This window comes from Mesorhizobium sp. LMG 17147, from assembly GCF_024297145.1.
Taxonomy (GTDB): Bacteria; Pseudomonadota; Alphaproteobacteria; order Rhizobiales; family Rhizobiaceae; genus Mesorhizobium.
The window spans coordinates 58,312-84,600 of sequence record NZ_JANCTC010000016.1; the positions used below are offsets into that span (position 1 = coordinate 58,312).

Below are 26,289 nucleotides of genomic sequence, written 5' to 3' on the forward strand. Positions count from 1 at the left end.
AGTGGGAGGCCCAGACCGGCCGGCGACGACAATGGGTCGGTCATTGTTCTTTCCTGTGCGGCATGCCCGGCCCACCTGTCACGCCGTTTTCCTCCGCCGGATAGACCCCCTTCAAGACGTCGTTGAAATGATGGCTGACGGCCGCATTGCACTCGCAGGCATGCGAGCGCAACCCTTCTGGACTGCGTACCGCAAGCCGGGAGCGCCGGGTTTCGATGACGCCGCGCTGCCTCAGGTCTCGAATGACTCGGCTCAGATAGGAGCGGCCGACCCCCAGCATTGTTGCAAGCTGTTCCTGCGTCACCGCCAGGTTTTCGGCGCCTGTCCGTTCTGTCGCGGCCAACAGCCATCTTGCCGTGCGCTGTTCGATCGAATGCGCTGCGCTGCAGGCGACGGATTGGAATACCTGCGCCATCAGGCAATCGGCGTAGCGGGCAAACAGGTGACGCAATGTCAAGGACCGCAATTTGGCTTCTTCGAGATGGTGCAGGTCGATCCTGAAGAATGAACCGCCGAGTTGAACTTCGGCCCGTGCATACGCCGGAAGTCTCCCTTGACTGACGATGCCGCCGACCGCTCCTTCACGTCCGATGAGCGCAGTCTCGATCGCTCGCCCGTCGCTCAGCACGACGCGGTAGGAGACCAGGGCCGATCCGCGAGGGAAGTAGGCGTAACGGACTGCATCGCCTGGCTCGTGCAGCAAGGTCCCGGCGGGCGCCGACCATTGTTCGAGCCTCCGTTCCAGGATCTCCCAGTCGTCGGCTCTGAGGGCCCGAAGCAGGTTGTTTCCGATCGGGTCTGGTTGTTTTCGAGGGTTCTCCATCGCGCTCCTCCTTCCAAATGGCGGCGTTTACAACGGACGGCGCGGAGAAATGTTCAAAAGTGCGCAGACGAGGCGGGCGCGGCTATCTACACATTGCACAGGGGCGCTGATCCAGGCCTCACCGAGCGCGAGCCGTGGTGCATCGGCTTCCAGGCAGACCGACGGCTGCTGAGGGAAGAAAAATGCCGGCGACTGGATTCCGTGGCGTGGCGCCTCGTGCACGCCAAAAACTGCAACTCCCTGCAGCAAGGCGTGAACATGAGCGTCAGTGACCGGTCCAATCCAGGGGCCAACGGCCTGCTTCGACTCTATGTCGCCGGCGATGGGCCGGGCGCCCGCCGGGCGCTGGAAAGCCGTCTGAGGATCGTGGAGGAGTTGGCCGGCGGTATCGAAATCCAGGTCGTCGACGTCCTCGCGCATCCTGAAGAGGCGGAAAGGGCCGGCATTCTGGCGACGCCGACGCTCTCGGATGAGTCAACCACTCCTCCGCGCCGGCTGATTGGCGACATCAGCAACATCACTCAGGTTCTCGACTATTTCGGTTATCGCAAGAAGGACAGTGGCTATGACCACAGCTGAAGAGATCCTCATCGATCCTGTGCTCGAACGCGTCAGGACCGGTATCGAGGCATTCGACGATCTTGTGATGGGCGGCCTGCCGCGCGGGCGCACCACGATCGTCGGAGGCACGCCGGGCAGTGGCAAGACTGTGTTTGCGACGCAGTTTTTGGCCCACGGCATCACCGTGCTCGACGAGCCCGGCGTCTTCGTCACGTTCGAGGAATCGCCGGTCGAGATCGAGGTCAACATGGCCAGCTTCGGCTGGGACATCCGCCGTTGGCGCGAGATGAACAAGCTGGTCTTCGTCGACGCCAGCCCGCGTGACCACGACCAGATGATTATCGGCAATTTCGATTTGTCAGGTTTGCTGACGCGTGTCCTGCACGCTGCGCGACAGGCCGCGGCGAAGCGCATCGTGCTGGATTCCGTCACGCAACTGTTCGACCACTTCGTGGCCGAGCAGACATCGGTGCGTCGGGAGCTCCTTCGCACCGCGACGGCGCTAAAGAGGGATGGTTTGACGGTGCTGATGACCGCCGAACGCAACAGCGAGTATGGCGAGATCTCCCGCCACCGGATCGAGGAGTTCGTTGCCGACAACGTGGTAATCCTGCGCAACGCACTCGACCGCGAGCGGCGCAGGCGCACGATCGAAGTTCTCAAGATGCGGGGCAGCCGCCACGTCGAGGGCGAGGTGCCGATCACGCTTGTGGTGAAGCAAGGCATAGTGGCGGTGCCATTGTCTTCATTGCGGCTCGAGCAGCAATCCAGCACCAAGCGGGTGACGAGCGGCAATCCGGAACTCGACAGGATGTGTGGCGGTGGATTCTTCCGCGACAGCGTCACCCTCGTCAGCGGTGCGACGGGCACCGGAAAGACGCTGCTGGTGACAAACTTTCTGGCAGGCGGCGCAGCGGCTGGCGAACGTGCCTTGCTGGTCGGCTACGAAGAGAGCCGCGGCCAGCTGTTCCGCAATGCGCGCGGCTGGGGCGTCGACTTCGAGGCCATGGAGGCGGATGGCCGGCTTAAGGTCGTTTGCATTTACCCGGAAGCGCAGAACTTGCCGGACCACCTGTTGATGATCCGCGAGCTCGTTGAGGAGTTCAACCCTGACCGGATCGCTATCGACAGCCTGTCGGCATTGGAACGGATCGCACCAGAGACCGGTTTCCGTGAATTCCTGATCAGCCTCACTTCCTTCATCAAGAAACACGAGATCGCTGGCCTTTGCACGGCCACCAACAAATCGCTCGTCGGCGGCCAGAGTGCCAGCGAACAGCATATTTCAACCCTCACGGACTCGATCATCCTGTTGCGGTACATCCAGGAAGGGGATTTCATGCATCGGGGGATCATGGTGCTGAAAATGCGCGGCAGCGAGCATGACAAGCAGATTCGGCGCTTCACAATCGACGGCGCCGGCATGCATCTCGGTCAGCCCTTCGACGGCGCACCGGACGTGTTCGGCGACTCCGCCGCGTCCTCGGCGTGAGGAGCGTTGAGATGGCGCGCGGCGCAGCCGAAATCTTGGACCAATACAGCGACGCAAGTCTGGCGGGCATCAGCCAGCTTGACTTCCGACGGCTGATCGAAACCACGGCCGACGGGGTTCTCGTCGTCGATCTGTCGGGAACGGTGCTTTATGCAAATCCGGCGGGGGCCGCGATCTTCGGTTATCCGGCTGCCGATCTCGTCCACATTCCCCTCGGGCGGCCAGTCATATCGGGTGAAACCACGGAAATCACCGTCCACAGGCCCAATCGAGCACCAGCCGAAGTGGAAATGAGGACGGTTGAGCTTAGCTGGGACGGTAGGCCGGCGCTGCTTGCCAGTGTTCGCGACGTCTCCGCGCAACGCGCGCAGCAGGAGCGTCGACGTCAATCACAAAAGCTCGAAGCGGTCGGCCGGCTCGCCGCCGGCATCGTTCACGACATCAACAATCTGCTCGCGGTGTTCGAATCGGGGCTGCGACTGCTTCAGAAGCAGCTGCGCGACGATCCTGCCAATCCAAACACGGCGATTTTGATCGAAGAGTTGCTCAAACGAACGCAAAACGGCGGTGCGCTCACGCAGCAATTGCTCGCGTTCTCTCGCGGACAGTCGCTGTATCCGGAGACAATCGACCTGAATGGACGAATCGAAGCCGTCACGATGCTGCTGGAGCGGACGCTGGGGAACGGGATCCGCATCAGCCTTGAGCTGGATCCGGCACTTGGCCCTGTCCTCGTCGACGCCAATCAGCTGGACGTCGCCATCCTGAACCTGGCTGTGAATGCCAAGGACGCGATGGCCGGCAGGGGCACGCTGGCGATCGAGACCAGCGACACTCCCGACGACATCGAAGACGTGGCCGCTCTGGCTGCTTCTTTCGTTCGGGTCACGGTCAGCGATACGGGGTGCGGGATGAGCAAGGAGGTCCTGGCCCAAGTGTTCGAGCCGTTCTTTACCACCAAGGCGGATGGCCGCGGAACCGGACTTGGGCTTAGCCAGGTTTACGGCTTCATCAAGCAGTCTGGGGGCCATGTTCGGATCGAGAGTGCGGTCGGCGAGGGAACAAGCGTTCATCTCTTTCTTCCCCGCGCGCCCAGCACAGGAAATCACGAGCCGCAAATGCAGGGCGAGATCCGGCTTAATACACGTCGGTGAAAAGGCGGCCCTGTGTTTCGGCTACCGATGTGCCTGGCCGCAACGCCTGCAACGGCAGACCGCATCCATGGCGGTTGAAAAAAAGCGAGCCCGGAAATCCAGGCCCGCCGGCGATGCTGGTCAGGCCGTTGAAAGCGGACGGTCGCCGAAGAACCAGAGGCTTCCGGCAGCCAGGGCCGCCACGATGACGCCCACGATCACATGAGCCCACATGGCCGCTGCCAGGGCCGAAAAACCGAGGGCCCAAGGCGAGATCAGCGTCCACAGCCCAACCACCAGGTTTGCCCATTCCTCATAGGCATGGAACGCAACCAGCGCACCCACGGCGATCAGGGCGATCACCGCACCGGCGATCCAGGCGTTCCAGGCTGCATGGGGTTCAGCCGCAAAGCCGAGATACCAAGGCGACAGGACCAGCGCTATGCCGGCGATCACATTGACGATATCGATCACCGGACGTTTTTCAGCTTTCAGCCATTTCTCCATTGTTCATCCTCCTTTCTTGACCTTATCAGTGCACCGCCCTCTGAGCGAAGGCGGGTGCGGCAGCCAGGGATTGCCCTTCGCCACCGCGAAGCTTTTCTTCGTCGGCCGGGCCGAACCCGGCCATCGCGCGGAACCGAACCGGCCAGAACGAAGGGCTTGACCTCGTCGGGCTGGAAGCGGTTGCCGGCGATCTCGCGCAGGGCGAGTTCGACGGGCACGGTCACTTTGTCGGACAGGCGAGGCTCAGCGCCCCGGGTGAGCGCACGAGCCCGCCCCGCCGCGGCGACGGCCAGTGCGAAACGGTTCGGCACGGTATTTTCACAATCGAGCACGATCAGCGGATCCATGACGGCACCTCACGTTGCCTTCTGCTTCTGTTGAGGAATGGAAACGGCCAGGTTCGCTGCCGTAACTGGCTCCAGTGCGAGCAGGGCCAACTCCACTTCGTCGAGCCGTGTCGGACGCGCGTTTTCCGGCATCCCCTCGGCCGTCGCGAGATCGACCAGATACTCGTTCCATGCCCAGTTTCGCAGGATGGCGCGTTTCTCGTCGGCCGCCAGAAGAGGATCGACGACCACGTCCATCGGCGATGCATAAAACGCCTCCGGGTCCGTCAGCGCCGGTCCATAATGAGGCGCCTGCGAAACACCGCCGTGTCTGCTCTGCAGCAAAGCCAACTGGAGGCGGTTCCAGACAACGTCTGCGCCGGCCTGCAGGCGCTTGTCCGCATCAGAAGATTCGACACTGGACTTTTCGGCCGCCGGGCTTCCTTGAACCGCGTAGGCAAGCCCCTGGCGTTTGGCATAGTCGATGGCCGCCTGAGCCGTCGGAAAATCGAGCTCCACCTGGCTCAGCGTGTCACCGCTTCCGGTGTAGCCCATCAGCGGTTCAATGACCGGCGCAGCACGCCGCTCGAACACCAGCCGCCAGCCCTTCGGCCGCGCACGGCCCGAGGTCATGACTGAGCGGCAAGGCTTGTAAATCCGTGCGATCGCATCACGCGGGAACTCGGATCGGCCGAACGACGGCGCTCGCCCGCGTTTGTCGTTTGCCGGTCCGAGATTTTCTACGACTGGTGTGACTTCTCTTTCTTGCTTCTGCATCACTCATCCCTCCCATTTTTGGCGAAGGATGCGCCGGAGGCAGCGGCGTGCCGCCTCCGACCTGGTCCATGCGTCAGTGGGTGATCGGGATGCGCTTCACCTTCGACTGCGCGTTCGGGTTCTTCGGTAGCGTCAGGGTCAGGACGCCATTGGCAAAGGACGCCTTGACCTTGTCGTCCTCGACCTCGTAGCCGAGGGGTATGCGCCGCTCGAAGCGACCGTAGAAGCGCTCGGAGTAGTCCTTCTCGTCGGTCTCCGACCGCTTTTCGCCACGCAGGGTCAGCACGTCCTCCTCAAGCAGAACTTCGATATCCTTCTCCTCCATACCGGGGACTTCGGCGGTGACGCGAAGCTCATTATCCGACTCCGAAATCTCCACCTTCGGCCAGCCGCTATCGAAAGGCGAAAGCTGTCCCGCAGCAGGCAAGCGCGTCTCGAAGCTCCTCAACATATCGTCAAAGAGCCTGTTTACCTCGCGGTGAAGCGAAAGGAACGGGTCGCCACCGCTATAGATGCTCGGGGCCTGGTTGTTGTTGCGGCCCCACGGGATAAGGTCACGCATGTTCATCTTCATTCACCTCCACGTTCAACCGCGCGGCACCGGGCGATTGCCGGTGCCGGTCGCTTCTGATTCACTCTGACTTCAGGCTGCGTTCTTTTCGGCGTCGATCTGCCGAGGCGCCGCCTTTGCCGTACTGCCGGCGAGGGCGATGCGGCGCGGCTTCATCTCTTCGGGAAGCTCGCGCTTGAGATCGATGTTCAGCAGCCCATTGTCCAGGCTGGCGCCGACGACTTTCACATGGTCGGCCAGTTCGAACCGACGCTCGAAGTCGCGCCCGGCAATGCCGCGATAGAGATACTGGCCGTCATCGTCGCCAGATTGCGACCCGCTCACAACCAGCAGGTTAGGTTGATGAGTGATGGTCAGCTGATCCTGTGAGAAGCCGGCGACCGCCATGGTGATGCGATAGGCGTCCTCACCAGTCTTGGCGATGTCATAGGGCGGCCAATTGTCTATCGCAGTGACACGGCTCGCATTTTCCAACATGTTGAAAATGCGGTCGAAGCCGATGCTGGACCGGAACAGAGGGGTAAAATCGAGGTTTGTCCTCATAGCCACATCCTCCTTTGAGCAACATGGACACAATGAGACGCCAAGAGAGCCTTGACGCCTCCTGGACTTGCGCCGGCCCCATCTGGCGACCGGCGATTAGGTATTTATAACAGTGCCTTACGGATTCAAGGGCGTTATAGGAAAATTTTCAGCCAGACGAATGGTCGCAGAAAAACACGTCTATCCCGCCCGCCGGCAGGACCTCGCCGGTGGGCGGATGCCTCGGATGAAGAGCGTGGCCGCGCTCCGCTCAAGGTCGATCGACGGATGCTGTAAAACCGGTGACCGCGATGCTGTCGACCTCACGACCGCGACCGGCGCCGGGAAGCTCCTCCAATTGATCCAATTGGCGTAACGCGTCCATGATGGCATCGAAGCTGACTGGTTCGGTTGCTCCCGGCGGCATGCGCAGCGCCGGCACCGACTCCACCGCACAGGCATCCGATGCCCATGACGAGAGGATTGCACGCTTCTCCTGGACGTCCAGCGTCACGTCGGTCAGCACGTCCTGAGGTCGCTCGAAATGCCGCGCCGGATGGAGCAACCGGTCGAGAAAAACATCAGGGCTCTCGGGCCCGATCGGGGGAAAACTCGTCGAAATGGTTCCTTCCATCGATGGTCCTCCGCTTTGAATAATCTCCTTTGTTGACGTCATTTTGGTGGTTCTCGCGATTTCCACCAGCTGAAATTTTGGAGAGTTTCGACCAAATTTCAATGGCCCCGCAAGGCTACGTTTTTCGCGGTTCAGCCCACCATCAACATTTTTTCGAACCGGTGAAACAATCGCCGTGAATGTCAGTTCTTGCGTCTGGGACAAGTCGCGCAGCAGCGCCAGGGCGGTCGGGCAGGAGAACCAATCATGTCTTACATTTCCAGGAAGCGACTGTGCATTGGCTTCGTCGCAGGAATTTTGATGCTCTCGGCTGGTGGCTTTGCTCCGGTTTCAGCACAGGAAATCCCGAACGACTTCAGCGCAATCGTGCGTCAGAAGCTGCCGGCCGTGGTCGCGATCACGACAAGGCAGATCATCCAGGACCAAACGATGCTCGACGATTTTCTCAACCCCTTCGACAGCCGCGGGCCTGCCCAGCCGCAGGTGCGAGAAGCCCTTGGCTCCGGCTTCGTGGTCAGTCCCGAGGGCTACATCGTCACCAACAATCATGTCGTGGCCGACTCCACCGAAATCCGCGTCGTATTCTCCGACAAGGAGACTTCACCCGCGCGACTGGTGGGCCGCGATCCAGCAACCGACATCGCGGTGCTGAAGATCGATCCACGCCCCAACATGACGACCACCGCCTGGGGCGACTCAGATGCAATGCAGCCGGGGGCCTGGACGATCGCGATTGGCAGTCCCTTCGGGCTCGGGGGAACCGTTACCGTCGGTGTTCTTTCCGCCCGCTCGCGCGACATCCAGGCCGGCCCTTACGACGATTTCCTCCAGACAGACGCCTCGATCAATAGAGGCAATTCCGGCGGCCCCCTGTTTAACGCGCGCGGCGAAGTGATCGGGGTCAATACAGCCATCGTCTCTCCGTCTGGCGGCAGCATAGGCATCGGTTTCGCCGTGCCGTCCCGAACCGCACGAAGCGTTGCCGATCAGCTGATCCGCACCGGCCGGATCGAGCGCGGGTTCATCGGAGTGCGTCTCCAGGAGGTGACGCCGTCGATTGCCCAGGCACTTGGCATATCGAGCACCAAGGGGGCGCTGGTCGCCTCGGTCGAGCCCGGCAGCCCGGCGGAGAAGGCCGGCTTACAATCGGGCGATGTAATCACCCGGTTCAACGGCAAAGACATCCAGGGCGTCCATGACTTGACGCTGGCGGCAGCGAACGAAAAGCCAGGGTCGAAAGCGACGTTGACAAGGAACCGCGGCGGCTCCGAGCAGGAGGTGGAGCTGACCGTCGGTCAACGCAAGGACGAGGAGGTGCAGACCGGTACCGTTCCGAGTCCGGAAGCGGCGGGCCAACGGCTCGGACTGTCGCTCAGCCCCATTCCGGACGAGGCGCGTCAACAACTCGGTCTGCAGCCCGGAACCACCGGTGTGTTTATCCAGGAGGTGGCGCCAAATAGCCCCGCCGCCGAGAACGGCCTTCGGCCTGGTGACGTCATCGTCTCGGCCAACAACCGCAACGTGACGCAGCCGTCGGATGTCCAGCAAGAGTGGACGAAATCCCGCCAGCAGAAAAAGCCCATCCTGTTCCGCATCGAAAGGCAAGGGCAATCGCTTTTCGTTGCAGTGGCCGTGTCCTGACGCGGTGCTGCGTCAGACGAGGCGCACAGACGAAGAAATGGCCTTGATGGCCACCCTCACGGCTGCCCTGGCAAGATTACCGGGTCTCGTGCACTATCACCGAGGCCGACCAGCAAATGGCCGCGAGCATGCCTGGCTGATGACCGACACATGCTGGATTCGAAAGTCTGGCGATCGATATCAATCGCGCGTGTCGCCGCCGTAGGGTGTGGCACGCATTGAAGGGCGTTCCACGAAAGATCTATACCATTGTTCCAGTCTTGGCCTTCCCTGCAGGAAGTCGGGCAGTCCGCGGAATTCCAGCCAGCTTAGACAAGTGGCGAGCGCGATGTGGCCGACATGGAGCGGCGCCTCGAATTCGAGCTCGCGTTCCACGAAGTCGTAGGATTCGATAAGCTTCATCGTCATGGGATGGAGGCGTACGATGTCTTCGCGCGCGAAGTCTTCCACGCCGATTCGAACGTGAAGGCGTTTCGCACTATCGTGACAATGCGGGAAGTGGTCGGCGCAGCGGATGCGCAGCCGCTATCCACTGCCTGAGTTTGCGGCTGTCCGGCATTGCCCTTTCTGACCCGGAATATCAGTCAAGGTCCGAGCCTCAGTCGAAGTGCGCACTTCGAGACTGAAATCGCCGAAACGCGTCGCGCGGGCGGCCAGCGCACGAAGCCCGGCCGCTACGACTTCCTTGCCGATCCGGTCGCGTGGAATCGCCGCGATCCTGTGGCTTCGCATCGGTCCGGTTCTCCCTTGTGGCGCTAACCTCCTGTGGCAGTGGAGGCCGGATGCCGCTGTTACCGCAAATGGTCAATCAAACCGTTCAGCAGGAGCAGCAACGCCCCAGCGACGACAGCCGCGGCCGCGTCGTCCAGCATAATGCCGGCCCCACCCCTTACCTTGTCGTGCATGATACGGATGGGCCAAGGCTTGACGACGTCGAAAAACCGGAAAGCAAGGAAGCCTGCTGCCCACCAGAGTGGGTCGATCGGGAGCATGGAAAGTGTCGCGGCGGCGCCGAAGGTCTCATCGATGACGACGATCTGCGGGTCCTCCGTCCCGGTACGGGAGATGACATGCGACGACGCCCATACGCCGACGGCGAACAGGGCCGCATAGGCAAGCACGGTCAGCCAAGGCCATGCCGGTATCAGAGCTGCGGCAACAGCCACTCCAACCATTGCGCCGGCCGTGCCCGGCCATATTGGAGATAATCCCGCGCCGACAGAGGTCGCGAGCAGGTAGGCAAACTTGGGTGGAAATTTATGCATCGAGTTTCGGCCGGCTTCCCGAGGATGGCAAGCAATCATAGTCACATCGTTCGGGTGCGACCGCCAGACCGTCGGCCGATCTGCTCCGTCAGCCTGGCGAGCGCCTTAATCCGCCGGCCGCATTCGCCGAAAGAAATCGCTGTTGCGGCGAGTTGGGAATGTTGCTGGGTGCGGTCTCGGCCCGCTTTGACCAATTGGAACGGTAGCGACGGTGGAACAAACCCGCAAATTGCTGGTAAAGCTCGGTGAAACGACATCATCAGAGGAGCCGCCATGATCGCCGGTCTCATGAAAAGTCGCATCGACCCGCTATGGGAGCAGGCCGCTTCTCCGCTGATCGGGATCGGCATGACGCCGAACCAGGTTACGGCCAGCGGGCTCGTGCTCGTCGCTTTGTCGTCGGCGGCCTACGTCTATCACCATTCAAGCCTTGTCTTCGGCCTTTGCCTGGCGTTTGCCTTCACCTTCGATGCGCTGGACGGTGCTGTCGCCCGCCGAACAAATATGATCACCAAGGCCGGTGGCTATTTCGACGCTGTCGTCGACCGCTATCAGGAATTGGCCGTCTTTGCGGCTATCGGCTGGGTCGCCGATCTGTGGGCGATCGCAATGTTCGCGTTCGCCGGCGGGATACTCACAAGTTACGCCAAGGCGCGGACGGCGCTGGAAATCCCTGTGGAAAACCATGGTTGGCCGGATTTCTTCGAGCGGATGGAACGTCTGGTTTTCATTTGCGTGCTGCTCGCCGCCGACGGAGTCGCGGCCGCCCTGGGCGCGGCATCGCCCTGGATTCTGGCGGGTGGGTTCGCGCTTTACGCAGTGCTGGCCAACGCCACAGCGCTGCAACGGATCAGTCGCGCATTCACAATGCTGAAACGAGCCGACGGAAAGCAGCCGTGAGACTGCAGCCCACTTGCGCGTAGTCTCACATGAAGGTATATCATGCTTCACATGAGGAGGCAGTGATGATGCTGGCGTTCGGAAATGTCGCCGACGTGCTGGGCTTGCCGCCCAAGGAAACGGCTGCACGGTCGCCATTCGGGCTGATGGCTCGAATTGAAGACGGATTGCCCATCGGCGCGCTCGAACGCGTCTCACAATTGCTGGCACCGGCCGATGCCCAGTTCAAATATCGCCTCGTTCCAAAGGCAACCTATGAACGTCGCAAGAGGGGTGCTCTTCGACTGTCTTCGGAAGAGGGCATGCGGGTGGCACGAGTTGCTCGTGTATGGGACTTGGCCCTCGACGTCTGGAAGGTCGAAGATGAGGCTCGTGACTTTCTATTTCGGCCTCATCCCATGCTGGAAGACCGGCGCCCGATCGAAATGGTTATCCAAAACGAGATCGGCGCCGAGCTGGTGATCGATATCCTTGCAGGCCTGAAGTACGGCACCGCCGCTTGACGGCGCAGATACTCGATCGGACGCTGCTGTGCTTCAGGATCGGCGATCCTGCCGGCACTTATCCGATCTTAGACGCGACGGGCTCGACGATTGCGCCCGGCCGCTGGAACACGCCCGGCAGCCCGGTGATCTACGCCAGCGAGCATTATTCGACTGCCTTGCTGGAAAAGCTAGTGCACGGCAGCGGCAGACTGCCGCCCAACCAGCACTACGTCCAGATCATGGTTCCGCGCGGGCTGAGCTACGAGACCTTTTCTCAGCCGTCGCTGCCGGGTTGGGACGTAATGCCGGCAAAGGTGAGCAAGGAATTCGGTGAGACTTGGTGTATCGAGCGCCGCAGCGCGATCGTAATCGTACCAAGCGTCGTGGCTCGCCTCGACAACAACGTGTTGATCAATCCGGCCCATCCGGAGTTTGCCTTGATCACAGCCAGCCTGCATCAGCCCGTGTATTGGGACAGGCGGCTGTTCGGTTCGTGAGCGGGGCCGGGAGGGGAGGTTCCTGCCTCCTGCGGTCGATTGCTCAAACTCGTCAGCGCCAGCCCAAGCCCGGAGCGACATGGGTCAGGATCGCCTGGATGACGTGGGCATTGTAGTCGACGCCGAGCTGATTGGGGACGGTAAGCAGCAGCGTATCGGCCTCGGCGATGGCTTCGTCGCCCTTTAGCTGCTCGATCAGGACGTCCGGTTCGGCGGCATAGGAGCGGCCGAAGACGGCAAGCCTGTCTGCCTCGATATAACCGAAATGATCTCCGCTTTGGTTGCCGCCGAAATAGGCCCGGTCGCGATCGTCGACCAAAGCAAAAATGCTCCGGCTGACCGACACCCGCGGCTCGCGCGTGTGTGCGGCCGCCTTCCAGGCCTCACGAAAAGCCCGGATCTGTTCGGCCTGCTGGATGTGAAACGGCTTTCCGCCCTCATCGAATTTGAGCGTGGAGCTCTGCAGGTTCATCCCCAGTTTCGCCGCCCATTCGGCGGTGGCGTTTGTGGCGGCGCCCCACCAGATGCGCTCGCGCAGGCCCTCCGAGTGCGGCTCGACGCGAAGCAGGCCAGGCGGGTTGGGAAACATCGGCCGCGGGTTGGGCTGCGCAAAGCCTTTGCCCAGCAACACTTCGAGCAGCACTCCGGTGTGTCTGCGGGCCATGTCGGCATCGCTCTCGCCCTCTTGCGGGGCGTAGCCGAAGTAGCGCCATCCCTCGATTACCTGCTCCGGCGAGCCGCGGCTGATGCCCAGCTGCAGACGCCCTCCGGCGATTAGGTCGGCGGCACCGGCGTCCTCCGCCATATAGAGCGGGTTCTCGTAACGCATGTCGATCACCGCCGTGCCGATCTCGATTCGGCTGGTCTTCGCCCCAACCGCTGCCAGCAGCGGGAAGGGCGAGGCGAGCTGGCGCGCGAAGTGATGCACGCGGAAATACGCGCCGTCCGCACCCAGCTCCTCGGCCGCGACAGCCAGCTCGACGGACTGCAAAAGCGCATCAGATGCCGTCCGGGTCTGTGATTGCGGCGAGGGCGTCCAGTGCCCGAACGAGAGGAAACCAATCTTCTTCATGAAATAGCTAGCCTAGAGGGAAGACAGGTGCAGACTATGCTTCGACGCGGAGCAAAGCACTTCAAAAATGTTGCCCTAACGGCACTCTTCAAAGCCGCTCCGGCCGATTTGGGGTGAGGGCAGGCGACGAGTTTTGGCAATGCAGAAGCACAATATGCGACCCGAAAATGGACGCGTGGCGACGTGTGACGCTGGTCGACACCAACGTTCTGCTCGATCTTGTCACCAATGAACCGACTGGGCGGATTGGTCGATCGCCCAGCTTGAGGCGCAAAGCCTGAATGGGCCGCTGTTGATCAACGATGCTGTCTATGCCGAGTTGGCTTTCCAATACGGGGCGCATCGAGGATCTCGACGCGTTTCTTGACAAAGCTGGTCTCGAAATCGCTCCGATACCATAGGCAGCACTGTTCCTCGCGGGAAAGGTCTTTACCCAATACGGGAGATCGAGCGGGTTGAGCACCGGCGTGCTGCCTGACTTCTTCATCGACGCGCCCATGCCGCGGTCAATGGGCTGCCGCTGCTCACGCGCGATGCTGGTCGCTATCGCATTTCCATCACTCAAGCTGATCGCACCGAACTCGTGAATAGCCCGCCGAAATAGGGTCCGCTAGGAAGGCGCCGCGAATGCGAGCACTATCGCGATGAGGATCAACAGCGGCCCCATCCATCTAAAATGGGTTCCAAAGTTGGTCCACCATGCCCGCTGTTGGCCAGGGCGAGCTTGAGAGGGGTCCGAGAAAAATCCGAAGCCGACGCCAGCCATCCACAACCCGGCGCAGAACATGATGAACTCGTCGATGTAATTCGCGACCACGCTTCGAAGCTTTCGAATTATGCCGCCGCTACATGTGCCGAATTCGAGCCGACATAGTTACGGATCGTTTCGATGATCCGGTCCTGGTCAGCCTCGCTCAGATAGGGATGCATCGGCAGGCACAGGATGCGCTTCGGCAGCTCTTCCGAAACGGCAAGGCCGGTCGGCGTGCGCGGATAGTCGCGATAGGCAATCTGGCTGTGCAGCGGTTTCACATAGTAGATGACCGACGGAATGCCCTTTTCACCGAGATGTGCCTTGAGCCCGTCGCGTTTCGGCGTTTCGATGGCGTATTGCGCCCAGGCCGAGCGGCCGCCGCCCAGATTGCGTGCCGCCTTGACGATATCGCCGAGACCTTCGGCATAGCGATTGGCGACCGCTTGCCGCGCCACCATCTCGTCCTCGAGGATGGCCAGCTTCTCTATCAGGATCGCCGCCTGAAGCGTGTCGAGCCGTGAATTGATGCCGACGCGGACATTGTCGTATTGCGTTTCGCCTTTGCCGTGAAAGGCGAACGAGCGCAGCTGTTCGGCCAGCGCATCGTCATTGGTGAACATCGCACCGCCGTCGCCATAGCAGCCGAGCGGCTTTGCCGGATAGAAGCTGGTCGAGCCGACGGTGCCGAACGAGCCGCACATCTTGCCGTCGGCCGAGCCCCCGGTCGCCTGCGCCGCATCCTCGATGACCATCAGGCCTTCGCGATCGGCGATGGCCATGATCGCCTCGTAATCGGCGGCGAGGCCGAACAGGTCGACGGGAATGATTGCCTTCGGCCTCAGCCGGCCTTCCGCCTTGATCATGGCGATTGCTGCCTCCAGGCTGGCGGTGTCGATATTGTAGCTGTCGGCATCGACATCGACGAACACCGGTTCGGCCTTGGTCAGCGCCACCACTTCGGCCGTGGCGGCAAAAGTGAAGCTCGGCACGAACACCGCGTCGCCCGGGCCGATGCCGGCGGCAAACAGCGGCAACAGCAACGCATCCGTGCCGTTGGCGCAAGCGACCACGTGCTTGGTGCCGATATAGGCGGAGAGCTTGTTTTCGAATTCGGTGACCTGAGGTCCGAGGATATAGCGGCCTTCGTCGACGACCCGGTCGATTGCCGCTTTCAGCCTGTCGCGGATGCGTTCGCGCTGCGCGCCAAGATCGATGAACTGCATGTCGGCCTCAAACGGTTTTAGTCAGATAACCGGCCGCTGGTAGCAGACTTGGCACGGCCGAGAAAGCCGCAGGGCAAAACCCTGAATTGCTCAAATGTCGCAGCCTGTTACCGCTGACTTCCGACCTGCCCTCTTAAACGCGGGGAAATCCGGGCTTCGGCCGGCTCGATATGGACCTCCACAGCCCGTCCCGCCGGGTCGACGAAACATAAAGTGATCGCGGCAGGCAGGTCCGTGAGCGTGTTGCCAGCCGGTCAGGCGATTTCATGCCGCCATGGCGGGTTGGCGCCGGCCCGCGAGACCGTCACAGCCGCGGCTTTCGCGCCGAGCGTCAGCGCCTTATGGATGGCTTCTTCCGGCAGGCTGGCGATTGCCGTCTTCGACAACAGGCCTTGTTCGTGCAAGGAGGCAAGGATGCCGGCATTGAATGTGTCGCCGGCGCCGACCGTATCGACCACCTCGACGTTGTCCGGCACGACCGTGACCCGGTGCCGGCTGCTGTAGCCGACCGCGCCCTCGCTGCCGTGGGTGACGACGATCAGCTTCGGACCGCGGTCCAGCCAGTTGCGCACGACGTCCTCATGCGAGCCGGCTTCGCCGAACCAGTTCAGATCCTCGTCCGACAATTTGACGATGTCGGCCATCGCCATCATGCCGCGGATGCGCCTGAGGTGCTTGGCCTTGTCGGGAATGAAGTTTGGCCGGATGTTGGGGTCGAGCATCATCACGCGGCGCTCATGCTCGCGTCGCATGAACTCTTCATAGGCCGACCCGGCCGGCTCCGAGATCAGGCTGATGGCGCCGAACAGCATGGCCTCGATCTCGCTGCCGAGTTCCGGCAGGTCCTCGATGGTCAGCATGCGCCCGGCGGTGTTCTCGTCATAGAAGGTGTAGGTCGCCTGGCCGTTGTTGAGCCGCACGAAGGCGAGCGTAGTCGGGCGCGGCGAGGTGTGTGCATAGGTGGAACTGACCTTGCTGGCTCCCAGTGCCTCCCTGAGCTGGCCCCCGAACAGATCCGACGACAGGCCGGAGAAGAAGGCAGCGGGCGCGCCGAGCCGGCCAAGCGCAATTGCCGAGTTGAAGACGGCACCGCCGACATAGGGCGCAAAGGCCGACTCGCCCTCCGTCGTGGTCCGCGGCAGCATATCGATCAGGGCTTCGCCACAGCAGAGGATCATGAAGTCTTGCTTTCCGGCGGATAGATCACGCCCTTGCGAATGATGATGTTGGCATAAAGCCGCGGCTCGCTCGTCGCGACGATCGCATGTGCGGCCTTCACCCGTGCATAAAAGTCGGCGCCGGCAAGCGCAACCACCTTGCGGCCCGGCGCACGCCTGGCACAGATCGCTTCCATCTCATGGTGAACCGGATCGGCGAGCAGGGGATCGCCTTTGGCCGAGGCGCGAAACAGCGCCTGCGGCACGGCGTCGTCGACCGGCAATACGCTCAATACCGCATCGAGCACCGGACCGAGATGATGACCGTCGGCGCGGATCAGCCGCTGTGCCTGCTGCTCGGCCGGGTAGTTGCCGTCGACCAGGGCGATCTCGTCGCCATGGCCCATGGCGCGCAATATCGCCAGAAACTCCGGGCCGAGCAGCGCCGGGATGCCGATCAGCATGCTCAGAAGCTCCGGGAAATCGTGGTCGAGCCGATAAGGAAGCGCTCCGACAGCGGCAGGCTGGCGCCACCCAGCGCCCGCGCATGGATGCCGACGGTTCCCTCGCGAATGGCCGGCAGCCTCAGGCCCTCGCCGTCGATCCGGCCGATGGCCTGGATGACGGCATCGACAAGCCGCCTGCGCACGGCAATCGGCATCCACCCGTCGATCACTGCGGCTTCGAAATCAATGACGGAGGACGCCGAAACGATGGCATAGGCCAGCGCCTGCGAGGCGCTGGCGATCCAGTCATCGAGCTCGGCGCCGATCTCGCCCCAGTCCCCCGGTGATGTCCACAGATGCGAGGCCTCGATGCCGCGCGCGTTGAGCGCCTTTTCCAGCATGGCGATCGACGCCACGTCGATCAACTGCGTCGGCTTGCCGTCCGGCCCGGGCACCGGCATCGAGCCCAGCGCGCCGGCATTGCCGGTTGGGCCGCCAAACAACCGGCCGTTCAGCACGATGCCGCCGCCGGCAAAGGCGCCGATGTAGAAATAGACGAAATCGCGTGCCGCACCCGCCGCGTGGCCGAACACGAGCTCGGCACCGCAGGCCGAGGTGGCGTCGTTCTGCAGATAGACTGGAAATTCGCATTGCGCCTGGATGTCGGCGCGGATGTCGCGATGGCGCCATTCGTCCATGATTTCGCGCGGTGCGCCGGCGGTATCGGCCCAGTTCCACAATTCGAACGGCATGGCGATGCCAAGCCCGGCAATGCGCTTGTCCTGCGCCGGGGTGAGCTCGCCGCGCATCTTGTTCATGCCGCCTGCGACGAATTCCACCGTCTCGCGCGGGGCAGGGTAGCGGTAGGAATGCTGCAGCATCGAGCGTACGTTGCCGAGGAAATCGATCAGCACCAATTCGGCGCTGCGGCGGCCGATCTTCAGGCCGATGAAATAGGCACCGTCGGGATTGAGCGCCATGGGTATCGAGGGCTGGCCGATCTTGCCGCGCAACGGCGCCTGGCGGACGAGCAGGTCGTCCTCCTCCAACTCGCGCATGATCACCGAGACCGTCTGCGCCGAAAGGCCGGTCATGCGTGCAATGTCGGATTTGGCCAGGCTGCCATGCTGGCGCACCAGCGACAGCACCAGCCGCTCATTGTGGTCCCGCATGCCGCTTTGATTGGTGCCGCGGTGCAGACGGCTTTCGGCCGCATTGGGCGAACCGTGCCTCGTAACGCCGGTCTCCACCCTGTTCCTCCGTCGTTTCCCCTCAATGCTTTTGGTCTAGAGTGGGTGAACAATCCTACGTTGTCAATAATAAATAAGAGTGATTTAATTATTGACAGTGCTGGCGGACTGGTGTCTCTTGGGATCGGCGCCGATGCTGGGAGATTTCGTCGGACGCGCTGCAGATGTCGGTTGGCCGGCATCCTAAATGGTTCCATGGGAGGAAAATCGTGACTACGTCAAAACTGTTGAAATCCACCGTGTTCGCCGCGGCCGGACTGAGCCTGATGGCCTTTGCGTCGACGGCATCGGCCGCCGGGGTCGGCGCCTGCTTGATCACCAAGACCGACACCAATCCCTTCTTCGTCAAGATGAAGGAAGGTGCGACGGCCAAGGCCAAGGAACTTGGCGTCGATCTCAAGACTTACGCCGGCAAGATCGACGGCGACAGCGAGAGCCAGGTTGCTGCAATCGAGAGCTGCATCGCCGACGGCGCCAAGGGTATCCTCATCACCGCGTCCGATACCAAGGGCATCGTGCCGACGGTGAAGAAAGCGCGGGACGCCGGGCTGTTGGTGATCGCGCTCGACACGCCGCTTGATCCGATCGATGCGGCTGACGCGACCTTCGCGACGGACAATCTGGAAGCCGGCAAGCTGATCGGCGCATGGGCCGCCGCGACACTCGGCGATAAGGCTAAGGATGCCAAGATCGGCTTCCTCGACCTGACGCCGTCGCAGCCGACGGTGGACGTGCTGCGCGACCAGGGCTTCATGATGGGCTTCGGCATCGACGTGAAGGACCCCAACAAGATTGGCGACGAGGACGACCCGCGCATCGTTGGCCATGACGTGACGAACGGCAATGAAGAGGGCGGCCGCAAGGCGATGGAGAACCTTCTGCAGAAGGACAACACCATCAACGTCATCCACACCATCAACGAGCCGGCAGCTGTTGGCGCCTACCAGGCGCTCAAGGCCGTCGGTCTCGAAAGCCAGGTGCTGATCGTCTCGGTCGACGGTGGTTGCCCCGGTGTGAAGTCGGTCACCGAAGGCGTGATCGGCGCTACCTCGCAGCAATATCCGCTGCAAATGGCGGCGCTCGGCATCGAGGCGATCGCCACTTTCGCCAAGGACGGGACGAAGCCGAAGCCGACCGAAGGCAAGAACTTCTTCGACACCGGCGTCAACCTTGTCACCGACAAGCCCGCCAACGGTGTGAAGTCCATCGACACCAAGGAAGGCCTCGCCAAGTGCTGGGGCTGAGGCTGGCCTGACCGGCAACAGATCGCGATCGGCCGGGGCTTGATCCCCGGCCGCTCAGGGTGGACGATGTGCCGGTCTAAGCGCAAATAGTCCCGGCGGCAGACCGGAAGGCGTGGACGGCGTTGGCTGTTGGCTGAAGCCCAGGGGAGGAAACATGTCTCAAGCACAAGAATTCGAAAAAGTTCTATCGAGCAGCGACACAAGCGTCGCCGCGTTCGACGAGCATAAATCGGCTGTCAAGCGCGCCCAGCATTTCCTGCATTCCACGCCGGCAGCGGTTCCGCTGATCGTGCTGGTTCTCGCGATAATTATCTTTGGCATCACCATCGGCGGGCGTTTTTTTTCATCCTATACGCTGACGCTGATCCTTCAGCAGATCGCCATTGTCGGCATTCTGGGCGCCGCGCAGACGCTGGTCATCCTGACCGCCGGCATCGACCTGTCGATTGGCGTGATCATGGTGATTTCGGCTGTGATCATGGGCAATTGCGCGGTCAGCTACGGTATGCCGGCCGTGCTCGCGGTGGCAATCGGGCTTGTCGCTGGTGGCGCATGCGGTCTGCTCAACGGGGTGCTGGTCGCCTACATGAAGCTGCCGCCCTTCATCGTGACGCTGGGCACCTGGAACATCGTCATGGCCACCAACTTCATCTATTCGGCCAATGAGACGATCCGCGACACCGACGTCGACGTTCACGCGCCTCTGCTGCACCTGTTTGCCTTGAGCTTTAAGGTCGGCACGGCCGTGCTGACGCTTGGCGTCATTGCCATGGTCGTTCTCGTGTTGGTCCTCTGGTACGTGCTCAACCACACCGCGTGGGGCCGCCATGTCTACGCGGTTGGCGACGATCAGGAGGCCGCGAAACTGTCGGGCATCCAGACGAAGAAGGTGCTGGTGACGGTATATGCCCTTGCCGGGCTGATCGCCGCCTTCGCAGCCTGGGTCTCCATCGGCCGCAATGGCTCGATCTCGCCCTCCGCCGCCGTGACCGACTACAATCTTCAGGCCATCACCGCGACGGTGATCGGCGGTATTTCGCTGTTCGGCGGGCGCGGCTCGATCCTCGGCACGCTGTTCGGCGCCATGATCGTCGGCGTCGTCTCGATGGGCCTCAACATGCTGGGCGCCGATCCGCAGTGGAAGGTGCTGCTCACCGGCGTGCTGATCATCGGCGCCGTGGCGATCGATCAATGGATCAGAAAGGTTTCGGCATAGCCATGACCCAGGAACCCATCCTCACCGCGCGCAGCCTGGTCAAGCGCTACGGTCGCGTCACCGCACTCGACAATGCCGATTTCGATCTCTATCCGGGCGAAATCCTTGCCGTCATCGGCGACAATGGCGCCGGCAAATCGTCGCTCATCAAGGCGATTTCCGGCGCGGTCGTGCCCGATGAAGGTGAGATCCGGCTTGAAGGCAAGCCCGTTGCCTTCAAGTCGCCGATGGAGGCCCGCGAGGCCGGCATCGAGACCGTCTACCAGAACCTGGCTCTGTCGCCGGCGCTGTCCATCGCCGACAACATGTTCCTCGGCCGGGAGATCCGCAAGCCGGGGTTCCTCGGTGAATGGCTGCGCATGCTCGATCGCCCGGCGATGGAAAAGCGCGCCCGCGACAAGCTCACGGAGCTTGGCCTGATGACCATCCAGAACATCAGCCAGGCCGTGGAAACGCTCTCTGGCGGCCAGCGTCAGGGTGTGGCGGTGGCGCGCGCCGCCGCCTTTGGCAGCCGGGTGGTGATCATGGATGAGCCGACGGCGGCACTTGGCGTCAAGGAGAGCCGCCGCGTCCTCGAACTGATCCTCGACGTGAAGAAGCGAGGCCTGCCGATCGTGCTGATTTCACACAACATGCCGCATGTCTTCGAGGTGGCCGACCGCATCCACATTCACCGGCTTGGCCGTCGCCTGTGTGTCATCGATCCCAAGCAGCATACGATGTCCGACGCCGTCGCCTTCATGACCGGCGCCAAGGTGCCGCCGGAAGCGGCGCTGGCAGCTTGAGCAAGAGCTTGAGGCCCATCGCCGAGGAACCCGAACGCGCTGTTTCCAAATGCCAAATTGCCGCAGGGCAACCCGGCTTTCGGTCGCCTGAATCGATTGAACATCCGGTGGGATGCACTAGCATTGGCAGAGATGGTGAAAGCCGTATGATGGCAACGTCACGAGAGGCAGCATGACGCGCGCGATGACAACCGAAGCTCCTCCGCCCACACTCGAAAACCCGGATCCCAAGACACTCGCCGACGAAGTCTTGCAGGCCCTCAAATACAGGGTCGGCAAGGGCACCAACGTTGCAACCCAGTACGACTGGCTCACCGCCTCGATCAAGGTTGTGCGCGACCGCATCGTCGATCACTGGATGCAGGCGACCCAAGAGGCCTACGCCCAGCAGGAAAAGCGCGTCTATTACCTGTCGCTGGAATTCCTCATCGGCCGCCTGATGCGCGATGCCTTCTCCAATCTCGGCCTGATGGACAATATGCGCGAGGCGCTGTCGTCGCTTGGCGTCGACCTCGACATCATTGCAGCGCTCGAACCGGACGCTGCCCTTGGCAATGGCGGTCTTGGCCGGCTCGCCGCCTGTTTCATGGAAAGCATGGCTACCGTCGATATCCCCGCGCATGGCTACGGCATTCGCTATGCCAACGGCATGTTTCGGCAGGAGATTCATGACGGCTGGCAGGTGGAACTGCCCGAGACATGGCTCGATCACGGCAATCCCTGGGAGTTCGAACGCCGCGAGCGCTCCTTCGAGGTCGGCTTCGGCGGCTCGGTGGAATCGATCACCTCGAAGGACGGCAGGCTCGAGCGCCACGTCTGGAAGCCGACCGAACATGTTCTGGCCGTTGCCTACGATACGCCAGTGGTCGGCTGGCGGGCCAATCGCGTCAATACGCTGCGTCTGTGGTCCGGCATGCCGGTCGACCCGATCCTGCTCGACAAGTTCAACGCCGGCGATCACATCGGCGCGCTCGCCGAAAGCAACAAGGCCGATGCATTGTCGCGCGTCCTTTACCCGGCCGATTCCCACAAGGCCGGCCAGGAGCTGCGACTGAGGCAGGAGTATTTCTTCTCCACCGCCTCGCTGCAGGACATCGTCCAGCGTCATCTCAGCCAGTATGGCGACTTGCAATCGCTGCCCGACAAGGCGGCGATCCATCTCAACGACACCCATCCGGCGATCGCCGTAGCTGAGCTGATGCGCCTGTTGATGGATGTCCACGGCATGGATTTCGACCAGGCCTGGAGCATCACCAAGCGCACCTTCGGCTACACCAACCACACGCTGCTTCCCGAAGCGCTGGAAAGCTGGCCCGTGCCGCTGTTCGAGCGGCTGTTGCCGCGCCACATGCAGATCGTCTACGCCATCAACGCCGAAGTGCTGCTCGAGGCGCGCGCCTCCGACCAGTTCTCGGACGAGCAGATCAGCCGCATCTCGCTGATCCAGGAAAATGGCGATCGCCGCGTGCGCATGGGCAATCTGGCCTTTGTCGGCTCGCACTCGATCAACGGCGTCTCGGCCCTGCACACGGAATTGATGAAGGAGACGGTGTTTGCTGATCTCCACAGGCTCTACCCGGACCGCATCAACAACAAGACCAACGGGATCACACCGCGGCGCTGGCTGATCCAGTGCAATCCCGGCCTCACGACACTCACCCGAGAGGCGATTGGCGACGGCTTCCTCGACGACATCGACGAGATAAAGCGGCTTGATCCTTTCGCCGGGGACGCCGCCTTCCGCGACAAGTTCGCCGCCGTCAAACGGGCGAACAAGACGAGGCTTGCCAATCTTGTTGCCGACCGGCTCGGCATCAAGGTGGATCCCTCGGCGCTGTTCGACATCCAGGTCAAGCGCATCCACGAATACAAGCGCCAGCTCTTGAACATTCTCGAAGCGGTCGCGCTTTACGACCAGATCCGCTCACATCCAGAGCGCGACTGGATGCCCCGCGTCAAATTCTTCGGCGGCAAGGCGGCGCCCAGCTATCACAATGCCAAGCTGATCATCAAACTTGCCAACGACGTCGCCCGTGTCATCAACCGCGACCCCGCGGTGCGCGGCTTGCTGAAAGTGGTGTTCGTGCCGAACTACAATGTCAGCCTGGCCGAGATCATGATGCCGGCCGCCGATCTTTCGGAGCAGATATCGACCGCCGGCATGGAAGCCTCCGGCACCGGCAACATGAAGTTCGCGCTGAACGGTGCGCTGACCATCGGCACGCTCGACGGCGCCAATGTCGAGATCAAGGAATGCGTCGGCGACGACAACATCTTCATCTTCGGCCTGACCACAGAGGAAGTCGCCGAGCGGCGCAACAATGGTTACGATCCGCGCGCCGTGATCGAGGGCTCGCCCGAATTGGCGCAGGCCCTGTCGGCGATTTCATCGGGCGTCTTCTCACCTGACGATCCGGACCGTCATCGCGATCTGATCAACGGTCTTTACCAGAGCGACTGGTTCATGGTCGCCGCGGATTTCGATGCCTACGCCGCCACCCAGCGCGACGTCGATGCCGTCTGGCGCAACAGCCCGGACTGGTACGCCAGAGCCATCCGCAATGTGGCCCGCGTCGGCTGGTTCTCGTCCGATCGAACGATCCGCCAATATGCGAAAGACATATGGCACGTGCCCGCCTGATATGATTGCATGAGACCACGGACAATGTGGTCCTAGTGGAGTGGATTTGACCCTCGCATCCTTTGGAGGGTCAGGCGGCATGCGAATGTCGAATTCAAAACTCCAGTAGAAACATACACTTGGTGCCCCGGGGAGGATCACTGCCTGATGAGCAAGCCGCGCGCGACCGTTGCGACAAGCGGGCCGGACGGACTGGCGCAAACCAGCGATGTCGCGGCGATTGTCGCGGGCACGCACGGCGACCCGTTTGCCGTGCTCGGCGTGCATGAGGCTGGGAAGGGATTTGTCGCCCGTTGCTTCGTTCCTCATGCCGAGTCCGTCACTGCCTACACGCTGACCGGCAAGAAGGCTGGCGAGCTGTCGAGGCGTGACGATCGCGGTTTCTTCGAAGGCAAACTGTCGCTGCGCAAACGCCAGCCGCTGCGCTACCACGCCAGGAACGCCGGCGGTGACTGGTGGCTGACCGATCCATATTCCTTCGGCCCCGTGCTCGGTCCGCTAGACGATTATTACATCGCCGAAGGATCGCATCTCAGGCTGTTCGACAAGCTCGGCGCCCATCTCATAGACCATGAAGGTGCATCGGGCGTACATTTTGCGGTGTGGGCGCCCAATGCAAGGCGCGTCTCGGTGGTCGGCGACTTCAACGAGTGGGACGGCCGCAGGCATACCATGCGCGTCCGCCGCGACACCGGCATCTGGGAGCTGTTCATTCCCGACATCGGCGCTGGCCGCCCTTATAAGTATGAAATCATCGGGCCGGATGGCGTGAGATTGCCGCTCAAAGCCGATCCGTTCGCCTTCAAGTCCGAACTGCGCCCGGCCACCGCCTCGGTGACGGCTTTGCCGCCGGCGCATGAATGGGGTGACGAGGCGCACCGGAACTACTGGCGCAATGCCGACCACAGGCGCGAAGCTGTATCGATCTACGAGGTCCATGCCGGGTCATGGCAGCTTCACGACGACGGCAGCTTCCTGTCGTGGGATGAGCTCGCCGACAGGCTGATCCCTTACGTGGTCGAGACCGGTTTTACCCACATCGAATTCATGCCGATCTCCGAACACCCCTATGACCCGTCCTGGGGCTACCAGACGACGGGTCTTTATGCGCCGACTGCCCGCTTTGGCGATCCGGACGGTTTTGCCCGCTTCGTCGACGGCGCCCACCGTGCAGGCATCGGCGTCATCCTCGACTGGGTGCCGGCGCATTTCCCTGTTGACGAACACGGTCTGGCAAAGTTCGACGGTACCGCGCTCTATGAACATGCCGATCCGCGCAAGGGCTTCCATCCCGACTGGAACACAGCGATCTATAATTTTGGGCGCCGCGAAGTGATTTCGTTCCTGGTCAACAATGCGCTGTTCTGGGCCGAGAAATATCACGTCGACGGACTGCGCGTCGATGCGGTCGCCTCGATGCTTTATCTCGATTATTCGCGCAAGGCCGGCGAATGGATCCCCAACGAGAAGGGCGGACGCGAAAACCTCGAGGCGGTCAGCTTCCTGCAGCGTATGAACAAGGAAGTCTACGGCCACCATCCGGGCGTGATGACCATCGCCGAGGAATCGACCTCGTGGCCGAAAGTCTCGCAGCCGGTGCATGAAGGCGGGCTGGGCTTCGGCTTCAAGTGGAACATGGGCTTCATGCACGACACTCTGGAGTATTTCTCCAAGGAGCCGATCTTCCGCAAGCATCACCACAACGACATCACCTTCGGCCTGGTCTACGCCTTCAGCGAGAATTTCGTGCTGCCGCTGTCCCATGACGAGGTGGTGCACGGCAAAGGCACGCTGCTCAACAAGATGGCCGGCGACGACTGGCAGAAATTCGCGACGCTGCGTGCCTATTACGCCTTCATGTGGGGTTATCCCGGCAAGAAGCTGTTGTTCATGGGCCAGGAGTTCGCGCAGCGCCGCGAGTGGAGCGAGGCGCGCGCGCTCGACTGGAACCTGCTCGATTTCCGGCTCCACCGTGGCGTCTGGCAGACGGTGCGCGACCTCAACTATCTCTACCGCTCGCGCCCGGCGCTGCATGCCCGCGACTGCGAGCCGGAGGGCTTTTCCTGGCTGATCGTCGACGACAGCGCGAACTCGGTCTTTGCCTGGCTGCGCAGCGCCCCGGGCGGCAACCCGGTCGCCGTCATTTCCAACTTCACGCCGGTGCCGCGCGACAATTACCGCGTGCCGTTGCCGCAGGCCGGAAAATGGCGCGAGATCATCAACACCGACGCCACGGACTATGGCGGTTCCGGCAAGGGCAACAGCGGCGCGGTCGAGGCTCGAGCGGAAGCGGGAGGAGGCATCTCGGCGACGATGCTTTTGCCGCCATTGTCGACGATCATGCTCGAATTCGTCCCGGACTGAGCT

General features: G+C 62.0%; 27 protein-coding genes and 1 pseudogene. 14 read left to right on the forward strand and 14 right to left on the reverse strand.

Going from position 1 to position 26,289, the window contains the following annotated elements; genetic code table 11:
• Positions 1-40: 40 nt before the first annotated feature.
• On the reverse strand, positions 41-823 hold the full coding sequence (locus NMG46_RS23320) for a Crp/Fnr family transcriptional regulator (protein ID WP_254819873.1): 783 nt from the start codon (positions 821-823) through the stop codon (positions 41-43).
• A gap of 201 nt (positions 824-1,024) precedes the next feature.
• Here NMG46_RS23320 and NMG46_RS23325 point away from each other — a divergent pair, with 201 nt between their 5' ends.
• The 3 genes from NMG46_RS23325 to NMG46_RS23335 are packed head-to-tail and all read left to right on the forward strand — an operon-like array spanning position 1,025 to position 4,030.
• On the forward strand, positions 1,025-1,402 hold the full coding sequence (locus NMG46_RS23325; protein ID WP_254819874.1) for a circadian clock KaiB family protein: 378 nt from the start codon (positions 1,025-1,027) through the stop codon (positions 1,400-1,402).
• Positions 1,389-2,876 (forward strand): circadian clock protein KaiC, encoded by a 1,488-nt coding sequence (kaiC, locus tag NMG46_RS23330; protein WP_302896881.1) that lies wholly within the window; start codon positions 1,389-1,391, stop codon positions 2,874-2,876. The genes NMG46_RS23325 and kaiC overlap by 14 nt, the downstream gene beginning before the upstream one ends.
• An 11-nt stretch (positions 2,877-2,887) precedes the next feature.
• Positions 2,888-4,030: a nitrogen regulation protein NR(II) gene (locus tag NMG46_RS23335; protein ID WP_254819876.1), complete on the forward strand. Its 1,143-nt coding sequence runs from the start codon at positions 2,888-2,890 to the stop codon at positions 4,028-4,030.
• A gap of 120 nt (positions 4,031-4,150) precedes the next feature.
• On the opposite strand, the gene NMG46_RS23340 is transcribed toward NMG46_RS23335, so the two are convergent.
• The 6 genes from NMG46_RS23340 to NMG46_RS23365 form a co-directional block, all read right to left on the reverse strand.
• Positions 4,151-4,516 carry an SPW repeat protein gene (locus tag NMG46_RS23340; RefSeq protein WP_254819877.1) on the reverse strand — a complete coding sequence of 122 codons (366 nt, stop codon included), beginning with the start codon at positions 4,514-4,516 and terminating at the stop codon, positions 4,151-4,153.
• Positions 4,501-4,863, reverse strand: coding sequence for a DNA-directed RNA polymerase subunit omega (gene rpoZ / locus NMG46_RS23345; protein ID WP_254819878.1), 363 nt, complete (start codon positions 4,861-4,863; stop codon positions 4,501-4,503). Before rpoZ ends, NMG46_RS23340 begins: the two co-directional genes overlap by 16 nt.
• 9 nt (positions 4,864-4,872) lie before the next feature.
• Entirely contained in the window at positions 4,873-5,619 is a 747-nt protein-coding gene (locus NMG46_RS23350) for an NADH dehydrogenase ubiquinone Fe-S protein 4 (protein ID WP_254819879.1), read from the reverse strand.
• A 73-nt stretch (positions 5,620-5,692) separates the two neighbouring features.
• The gene (locus tag NMG46_RS23355) at positions 5,693-6,187 is read right to left on the reverse strand and encodes an Hsp20/alpha crystallin family protein (RefSeq protein WP_254819880.1); all 495 of its coding nucleotides are present in this window, start codon (positions 6,185-6,187) and stop codon (positions 5,693-5,695) included.
• Between the two features lie 75 nt (positions 6,188-6,262).
• On the reverse strand, positions 6,263-6,733 hold the full coding sequence (locus NMG46_RS23360; protein ID WP_254819881.1) for an Hsp20 family protein: 471 nt from the start codon (positions 6,731-6,733) through the stop codon (positions 6,263-6,265).
• A 250-nt stretch (positions 6,734-6,983) separates the two neighbouring features.
• A complete protein-coding gene (locus NMG46_RS23365; protein ID WP_254819911.1) occupies positions 6,984-7,346 on the reverse strand; it encodes a hypothetical protein in 363 nt (120 codons plus the stop codon).
• Between the two features lie 300 nt (positions 7,347-7,646).
• On the opposite strand from NMG46_RS23365, the gene NMG46_RS23370 reads away from it, so the two are divergent.
• Positions 7,647-8,987 carry a Do family serine endopeptidase gene (locus tag NMG46_RS23370; protein ID WP_254819912.1) on the forward strand — a complete coding sequence of 447 codons (1,341 nt, stop codon included), beginning with the start codon at positions 7,647-7,649 and terminating at the stop codon, positions 8,985-8,987.
• A gap of 330 nt (positions 8,988-9,317) precedes the next feature.
• A complete protein-coding gene (locus NMG46_RS23375) occupies positions 9,318-9,527 on the forward strand; it encodes a hypothetical protein (protein ID WP_254819882.1) in 210 nt (69 codons plus the stop codon).
• A 251-nt stretch (positions 9,528-9,778) separates the two neighbouring features.
• On the opposite strand, the gene NMG46_RS23380 is transcribed toward NMG46_RS23375, so the two are convergent.
• Complete coding sequence (locus tag NMG46_RS23380; RefSeq protein WP_254819883.1) at positions 9,779-10,252, reverse strand: phosphatidylglycerophosphatase A; 474 nt, start codon at positions 10,250-10,252, stop codon at positions 9,779-9,781.
• A 273-nt stretch (positions 10,253-10,525) separates the two neighbouring features.
• Here NMG46_RS23380 and NMG46_RS23385 point away from each other — a divergent pair, with 273 nt between their 5' ends.
• The 3 genes from NMG46_RS23385 (at position 10,526) to NMG46_RS23395 (ending at position 12,134) form a co-directional block, all read left to right on the forward strand.
• Positions 10,526-11,152: a CDP-alcohol phosphatidyltransferase family protein gene (locus NMG46_RS23385; RefSeq protein ID WP_254819884.1), complete on the forward strand. Its 627-nt coding sequence runs from the start codon at positions 10,526-10,528 to the stop codon at positions 11,150-11,152.
• 68 nt (positions 11,153-11,220) lie between these two features.
• A complete protein-coding gene (locus tag NMG46_RS23390; protein ID WP_254819913.1) occupies positions 11,221-11,655 on the forward strand; it encodes an antitoxin Xre-like helix-turn-helix domain-containing protein in 435 nt (144 codons plus the stop codon).
• Complete coding sequence (locus tag NMG46_RS23395) at positions 11,652-12,134, forward strand: RES family NAD+ phosphorylase (RefSeq protein ID WP_254819885.1); 483 nt, start codon at positions 11,652-11,654, stop codon at positions 12,132-12,134. Before NMG46_RS23390 ends, NMG46_RS23395 begins: the two co-directional genes overlap by 4 nt.
• Positions 12,135-12,186: 52 nt before the next feature.
• Here the strand turns inward: NMG46_RS23395 and NMG46_RS23400 are convergent, their stop codons facing one another.
• On the reverse strand, positions 12,187-13,206 hold the full coding sequence (locus NMG46_RS23400; protein WP_254819886.1) for an LLM class flavin-dependent oxidoreductase: 1,020 nt from the start codon (positions 13,204-13,206) through the stop codon (positions 12,187-12,189).
• A 185-nt stretch (positions 13,207-13,391) separates the two neighbouring features.
• Here NMG46_RS23400 and NMG46_RS23405 point away from each other — a divergent pair.
• A pseudogene (locus NMG46_RS23405) lies at positions 13,392-13,793 on the forward strand (type II toxin-antitoxin system VapC family toxin).
• A 23-nt stretch (positions 13,794-13,816) separates the two neighbouring features.
• Here NMG46_RS23405 and NMG46_RS30005 read toward each other — a convergent pair.
• The 5 genes from NMG46_RS30005 to NMG46_RS23430 all read right to left on the reverse strand — a co-directional run bounded on the left by NMG46_RS30005 (position 13,817) and on the right by NMG46_RS23430 (position 18,036).
• On the reverse strand, positions 13,817-14,023 hold the full coding sequence (locus tag NMG46_RS30005) for a hypothetical protein (RefSeq protein WP_254819887.1): 207 nt from the start codon (positions 14,021-14,023) through the stop codon (positions 13,817-13,819).
• A gap of 17 nt (positions 14,024-14,040) precedes the next feature.
• Positions 14,041-15,183 (reverse strand): DegT/DnrJ/EryC1/StrS aminotransferase family protein, encoded by a 1,143-nt coding sequence (locus NMG46_RS23415; protein ID WP_254819888.1) that lies wholly within the window; start codon positions 15,181-15,183, stop codon positions 14,041-14,043.
• Positions 15,184-15,437: 254 nt separating this feature from the next.
• Positions 15,438-16,361, reverse strand: coding sequence for a carbohydrate kinase (locus tag NMG46_RS23420; protein ID WP_254819889.1), 924 nt, complete (start codon positions 16,359-16,361; stop codon positions 15,438-15,440).
• A complete protein-coding gene (locus NMG46_RS23425; protein ID WP_254819890.1) occupies positions 16,358-16,804 on the reverse strand; it encodes an RbsD/FucU family protein in 447 nt (148 codons plus the stop codon). Before NMG46_RS23425 ends, NMG46_RS23420 begins: the two co-directional genes overlap by 4 nt.
• Before the next feature lie 2 nt (positions 16,805-16,806).
• Positions 16,807-18,036, reverse strand: a complete 1,230-nt coding sequence (locus NMG46_RS23430; protein WP_254819891.1) for an ROK family transcriptional regulator — start codon at positions 18,034-18,036, stop codon at positions 16,807-16,809.
• 227 nt (positions 18,037-18,263) lie between these two features.
• Between NMG46_RS23430 and NMG46_RS23435 the strand changes: the two genes are divergently transcribed.
• The 5 genes from NMG46_RS23435 to glgB all read left to right on the forward strand — a co-directional run bounded on the left by NMG46_RS23435 (position 18,264) and on the right by glgB (position 26,286).
• Positions 18,264-19,280, forward strand: a complete 1,017-nt coding sequence (locus tag NMG46_RS23435) for a sugar ABC transporter substrate-binding protein (protein ID WP_254819914.1) — start codon at positions 18,264-18,266, stop codon at positions 19,278-19,280.
• Positions 19,281-19,434: 154 nt separating this feature from the next.
• Positions 19,435-20,496, forward strand: coding sequence for an ABC transporter permease (locus NMG46_RS23440; RefSeq protein ID WP_254819892.1), 1,062 nt, complete (start codon positions 19,435-19,437; stop codon positions 20,494-20,496).
• Between the two features lie 2 nt (positions 20,497-20,498).
• Positions 20,499-21,281 (forward strand): ATP-binding cassette domain-containing protein, encoded by a 783-nt coding sequence (locus NMG46_RS23445; protein WP_254819893.1) that lies wholly within the window; start codon positions 20,499-20,501, stop codon positions 21,279-21,281.
• Between the two features lie 172 nt (positions 21,282-21,453).
• Positions 21,454-23,922: a glycogen/starch/alpha-glucan phosphorylase gene (locus NMG46_RS23450; RefSeq protein WP_254819894.1), complete on the forward strand. Its 2,469-nt coding sequence runs from the start codon at positions 21,454-21,456 to the stop codon at positions 23,920-23,922.
• Positions 23,923-24,069: 147 nt separating this feature from the next.
• Entirely contained in the window at positions 24,070-26,286 is a 2,217-nt protein-coding gene (gene glgB, locus NMG46_RS23455) for a 1,4-alpha-glucan branching protein GlgB (RefSeq protein ID WP_254819895.1), read from the forward strand.
• The last annotated feature ends 3 nt before the right edge of the window (positions 26,287-26,289 follow it).

Excerpts from the sequence above, each read along its gene's own strand:
- NMG46_RS23320 (WP_254819873.1), bottom strand. The coding sequence starts at position 823 with ATGGAGAACCCTCGAAAACAACCAGACCCGATCGGAAACAACCTGCTT.
- kaiC (WP_302896881.1), top strand. The coding sequence starts at position 1,389 with ATGACCACAGCTGAAGAGATCCTCATCGATCCTGTGCTCGAACGCGTC.
- NMG46_RS23335 (WP_254819876.1), top strand. The coding sequence starts at position 2,888 with ATGGCGCGCGGCGCAGCCGAAATCTTGGACCAATACAGCGACGCAAGT.
- NMG46_RS23340 (WP_254819877.1), bottom strand. The coding sequence starts at position 4,516 with ATGGAGAAATGGCTGAAAGCTGAAAAACGTCCGGTGATCGATATCGTC.
- rpoZ (WP_254819878.1), bottom strand. The coding sequence starts at position 4,863 with ATGGATCCGCTGATCGTGCTCGATTGTGAAAATACCGTGCCGAACCGT.
- NMG46_RS23350 (WP_254819879.1), bottom strand. The coding sequence starts at position 5,619 with ATGCAGAAGCAAGAAAGAGAAGTCACACCAGTCGTAGAAAATCTCGGA.
- NMG46_RS23355 (WP_254819880.1), bottom strand. The coding sequence starts at position 6,187 with ATGAACATGCGTGACCTTATCCCGTGGGGCCGCAACAACAACCAGGCC.
- NMG46_RS23360 (WP_254819881.1), bottom strand. The coding sequence starts at position 6,733 with ATGAGGACAAACCTCGATTTTACCCCTCTGTTCCGGTCCAGCATCGGC.
- NMG46_RS23365 (WP_254819911.1), bottom strand. The coding sequence starts at position 7,346 with ATGGAAGGAACCATTTCGACGAGTTTTCCCCCGATCGGGCCCGAGAGC.
- NMG46_RS23370 (WP_254819912.1), top strand. The coding sequence starts at position 7,647 with ATGCTCTCGGCTGGTGGCTTTGCTCCGGTTTCAGCACAGGAAATCCCG.
- NMG46_RS23380 (WP_254819883.1), bottom strand. The coding sequence starts at position 10,252 with ATGCATAAATTTCCACCCAAGTTTGCCTACCTGCTCGCGACCTCTGTC.
- NMG46_RS23385 (WP_254819884.1), top strand. The coding sequence starts at position 10,526 with ATGATCGCCGGTCTCATGAAAAGTCGCATCGACCCGCTATGGGAGCAG.
- NMG46_RS23390 (WP_254819913.1), top strand. The coding sequence starts at position 11,221 with ATGCTGGCGTTCGGAAATGTCGCCGACGTGCTGGGCTTGCCGCCCAAG.
- NMG46_RS23400 (WP_254819886.1), bottom strand. The coding sequence starts at position 13,206 with ATGAAGAAGATTGGTTTCCTCTCGTTCGGGCACTGGACGCCCTCGCCG.
- NMG46_RS23415 (WP_254819888.1), bottom strand. The coding sequence starts at position 15,183 with ATGCAGTTCATCGATCTTGGCGCGCAGCGCGAACGCATCCGCGACAGG.
- NMG46_RS23420 (WP_254819889.1), bottom strand. The coding sequence starts at position 16,361 with ATGATCCTCTGCTGTGGCGAAGCCCTGATCGATATGCTGCCGCGGACC.
- NMG46_RS23425 (WP_254819890.1), bottom strand. The coding sequence starts at position 16,804 with ATGCTGATCGGCATCCCGGCGCTGCTCGGCCCGGAGTTTCTGGCGATA.
- NMG46_RS23440 (WP_254819892.1), top strand. The coding sequence starts at position 19,435 with ATGTCTCAAGCACAAGAATTCGAAAAAGTTCTATCGAGCAGCGACACA.
- NMG46_RS23445 (WP_254819893.1), top strand. The coding sequence starts at position 20,499 with ATGACCCAGGAACCCATCCTCACCGCGCGCAGCCTGGTCAAGCGCTAC.
- NMG46_RS23450 (WP_254819894.1), top strand. The coding sequence starts at position 21,454 with ATGACGCGCGCGATGACAACCGAAGCTCCTCCGCCCACACTCGAAAAC.
- glgB (WP_254819895.1), top strand. The coding sequence starts at position 24,070 with ATGAGCAAGCCGCGCGCGACCGTTGCGACAAGCGGGCCGGACGGACTG.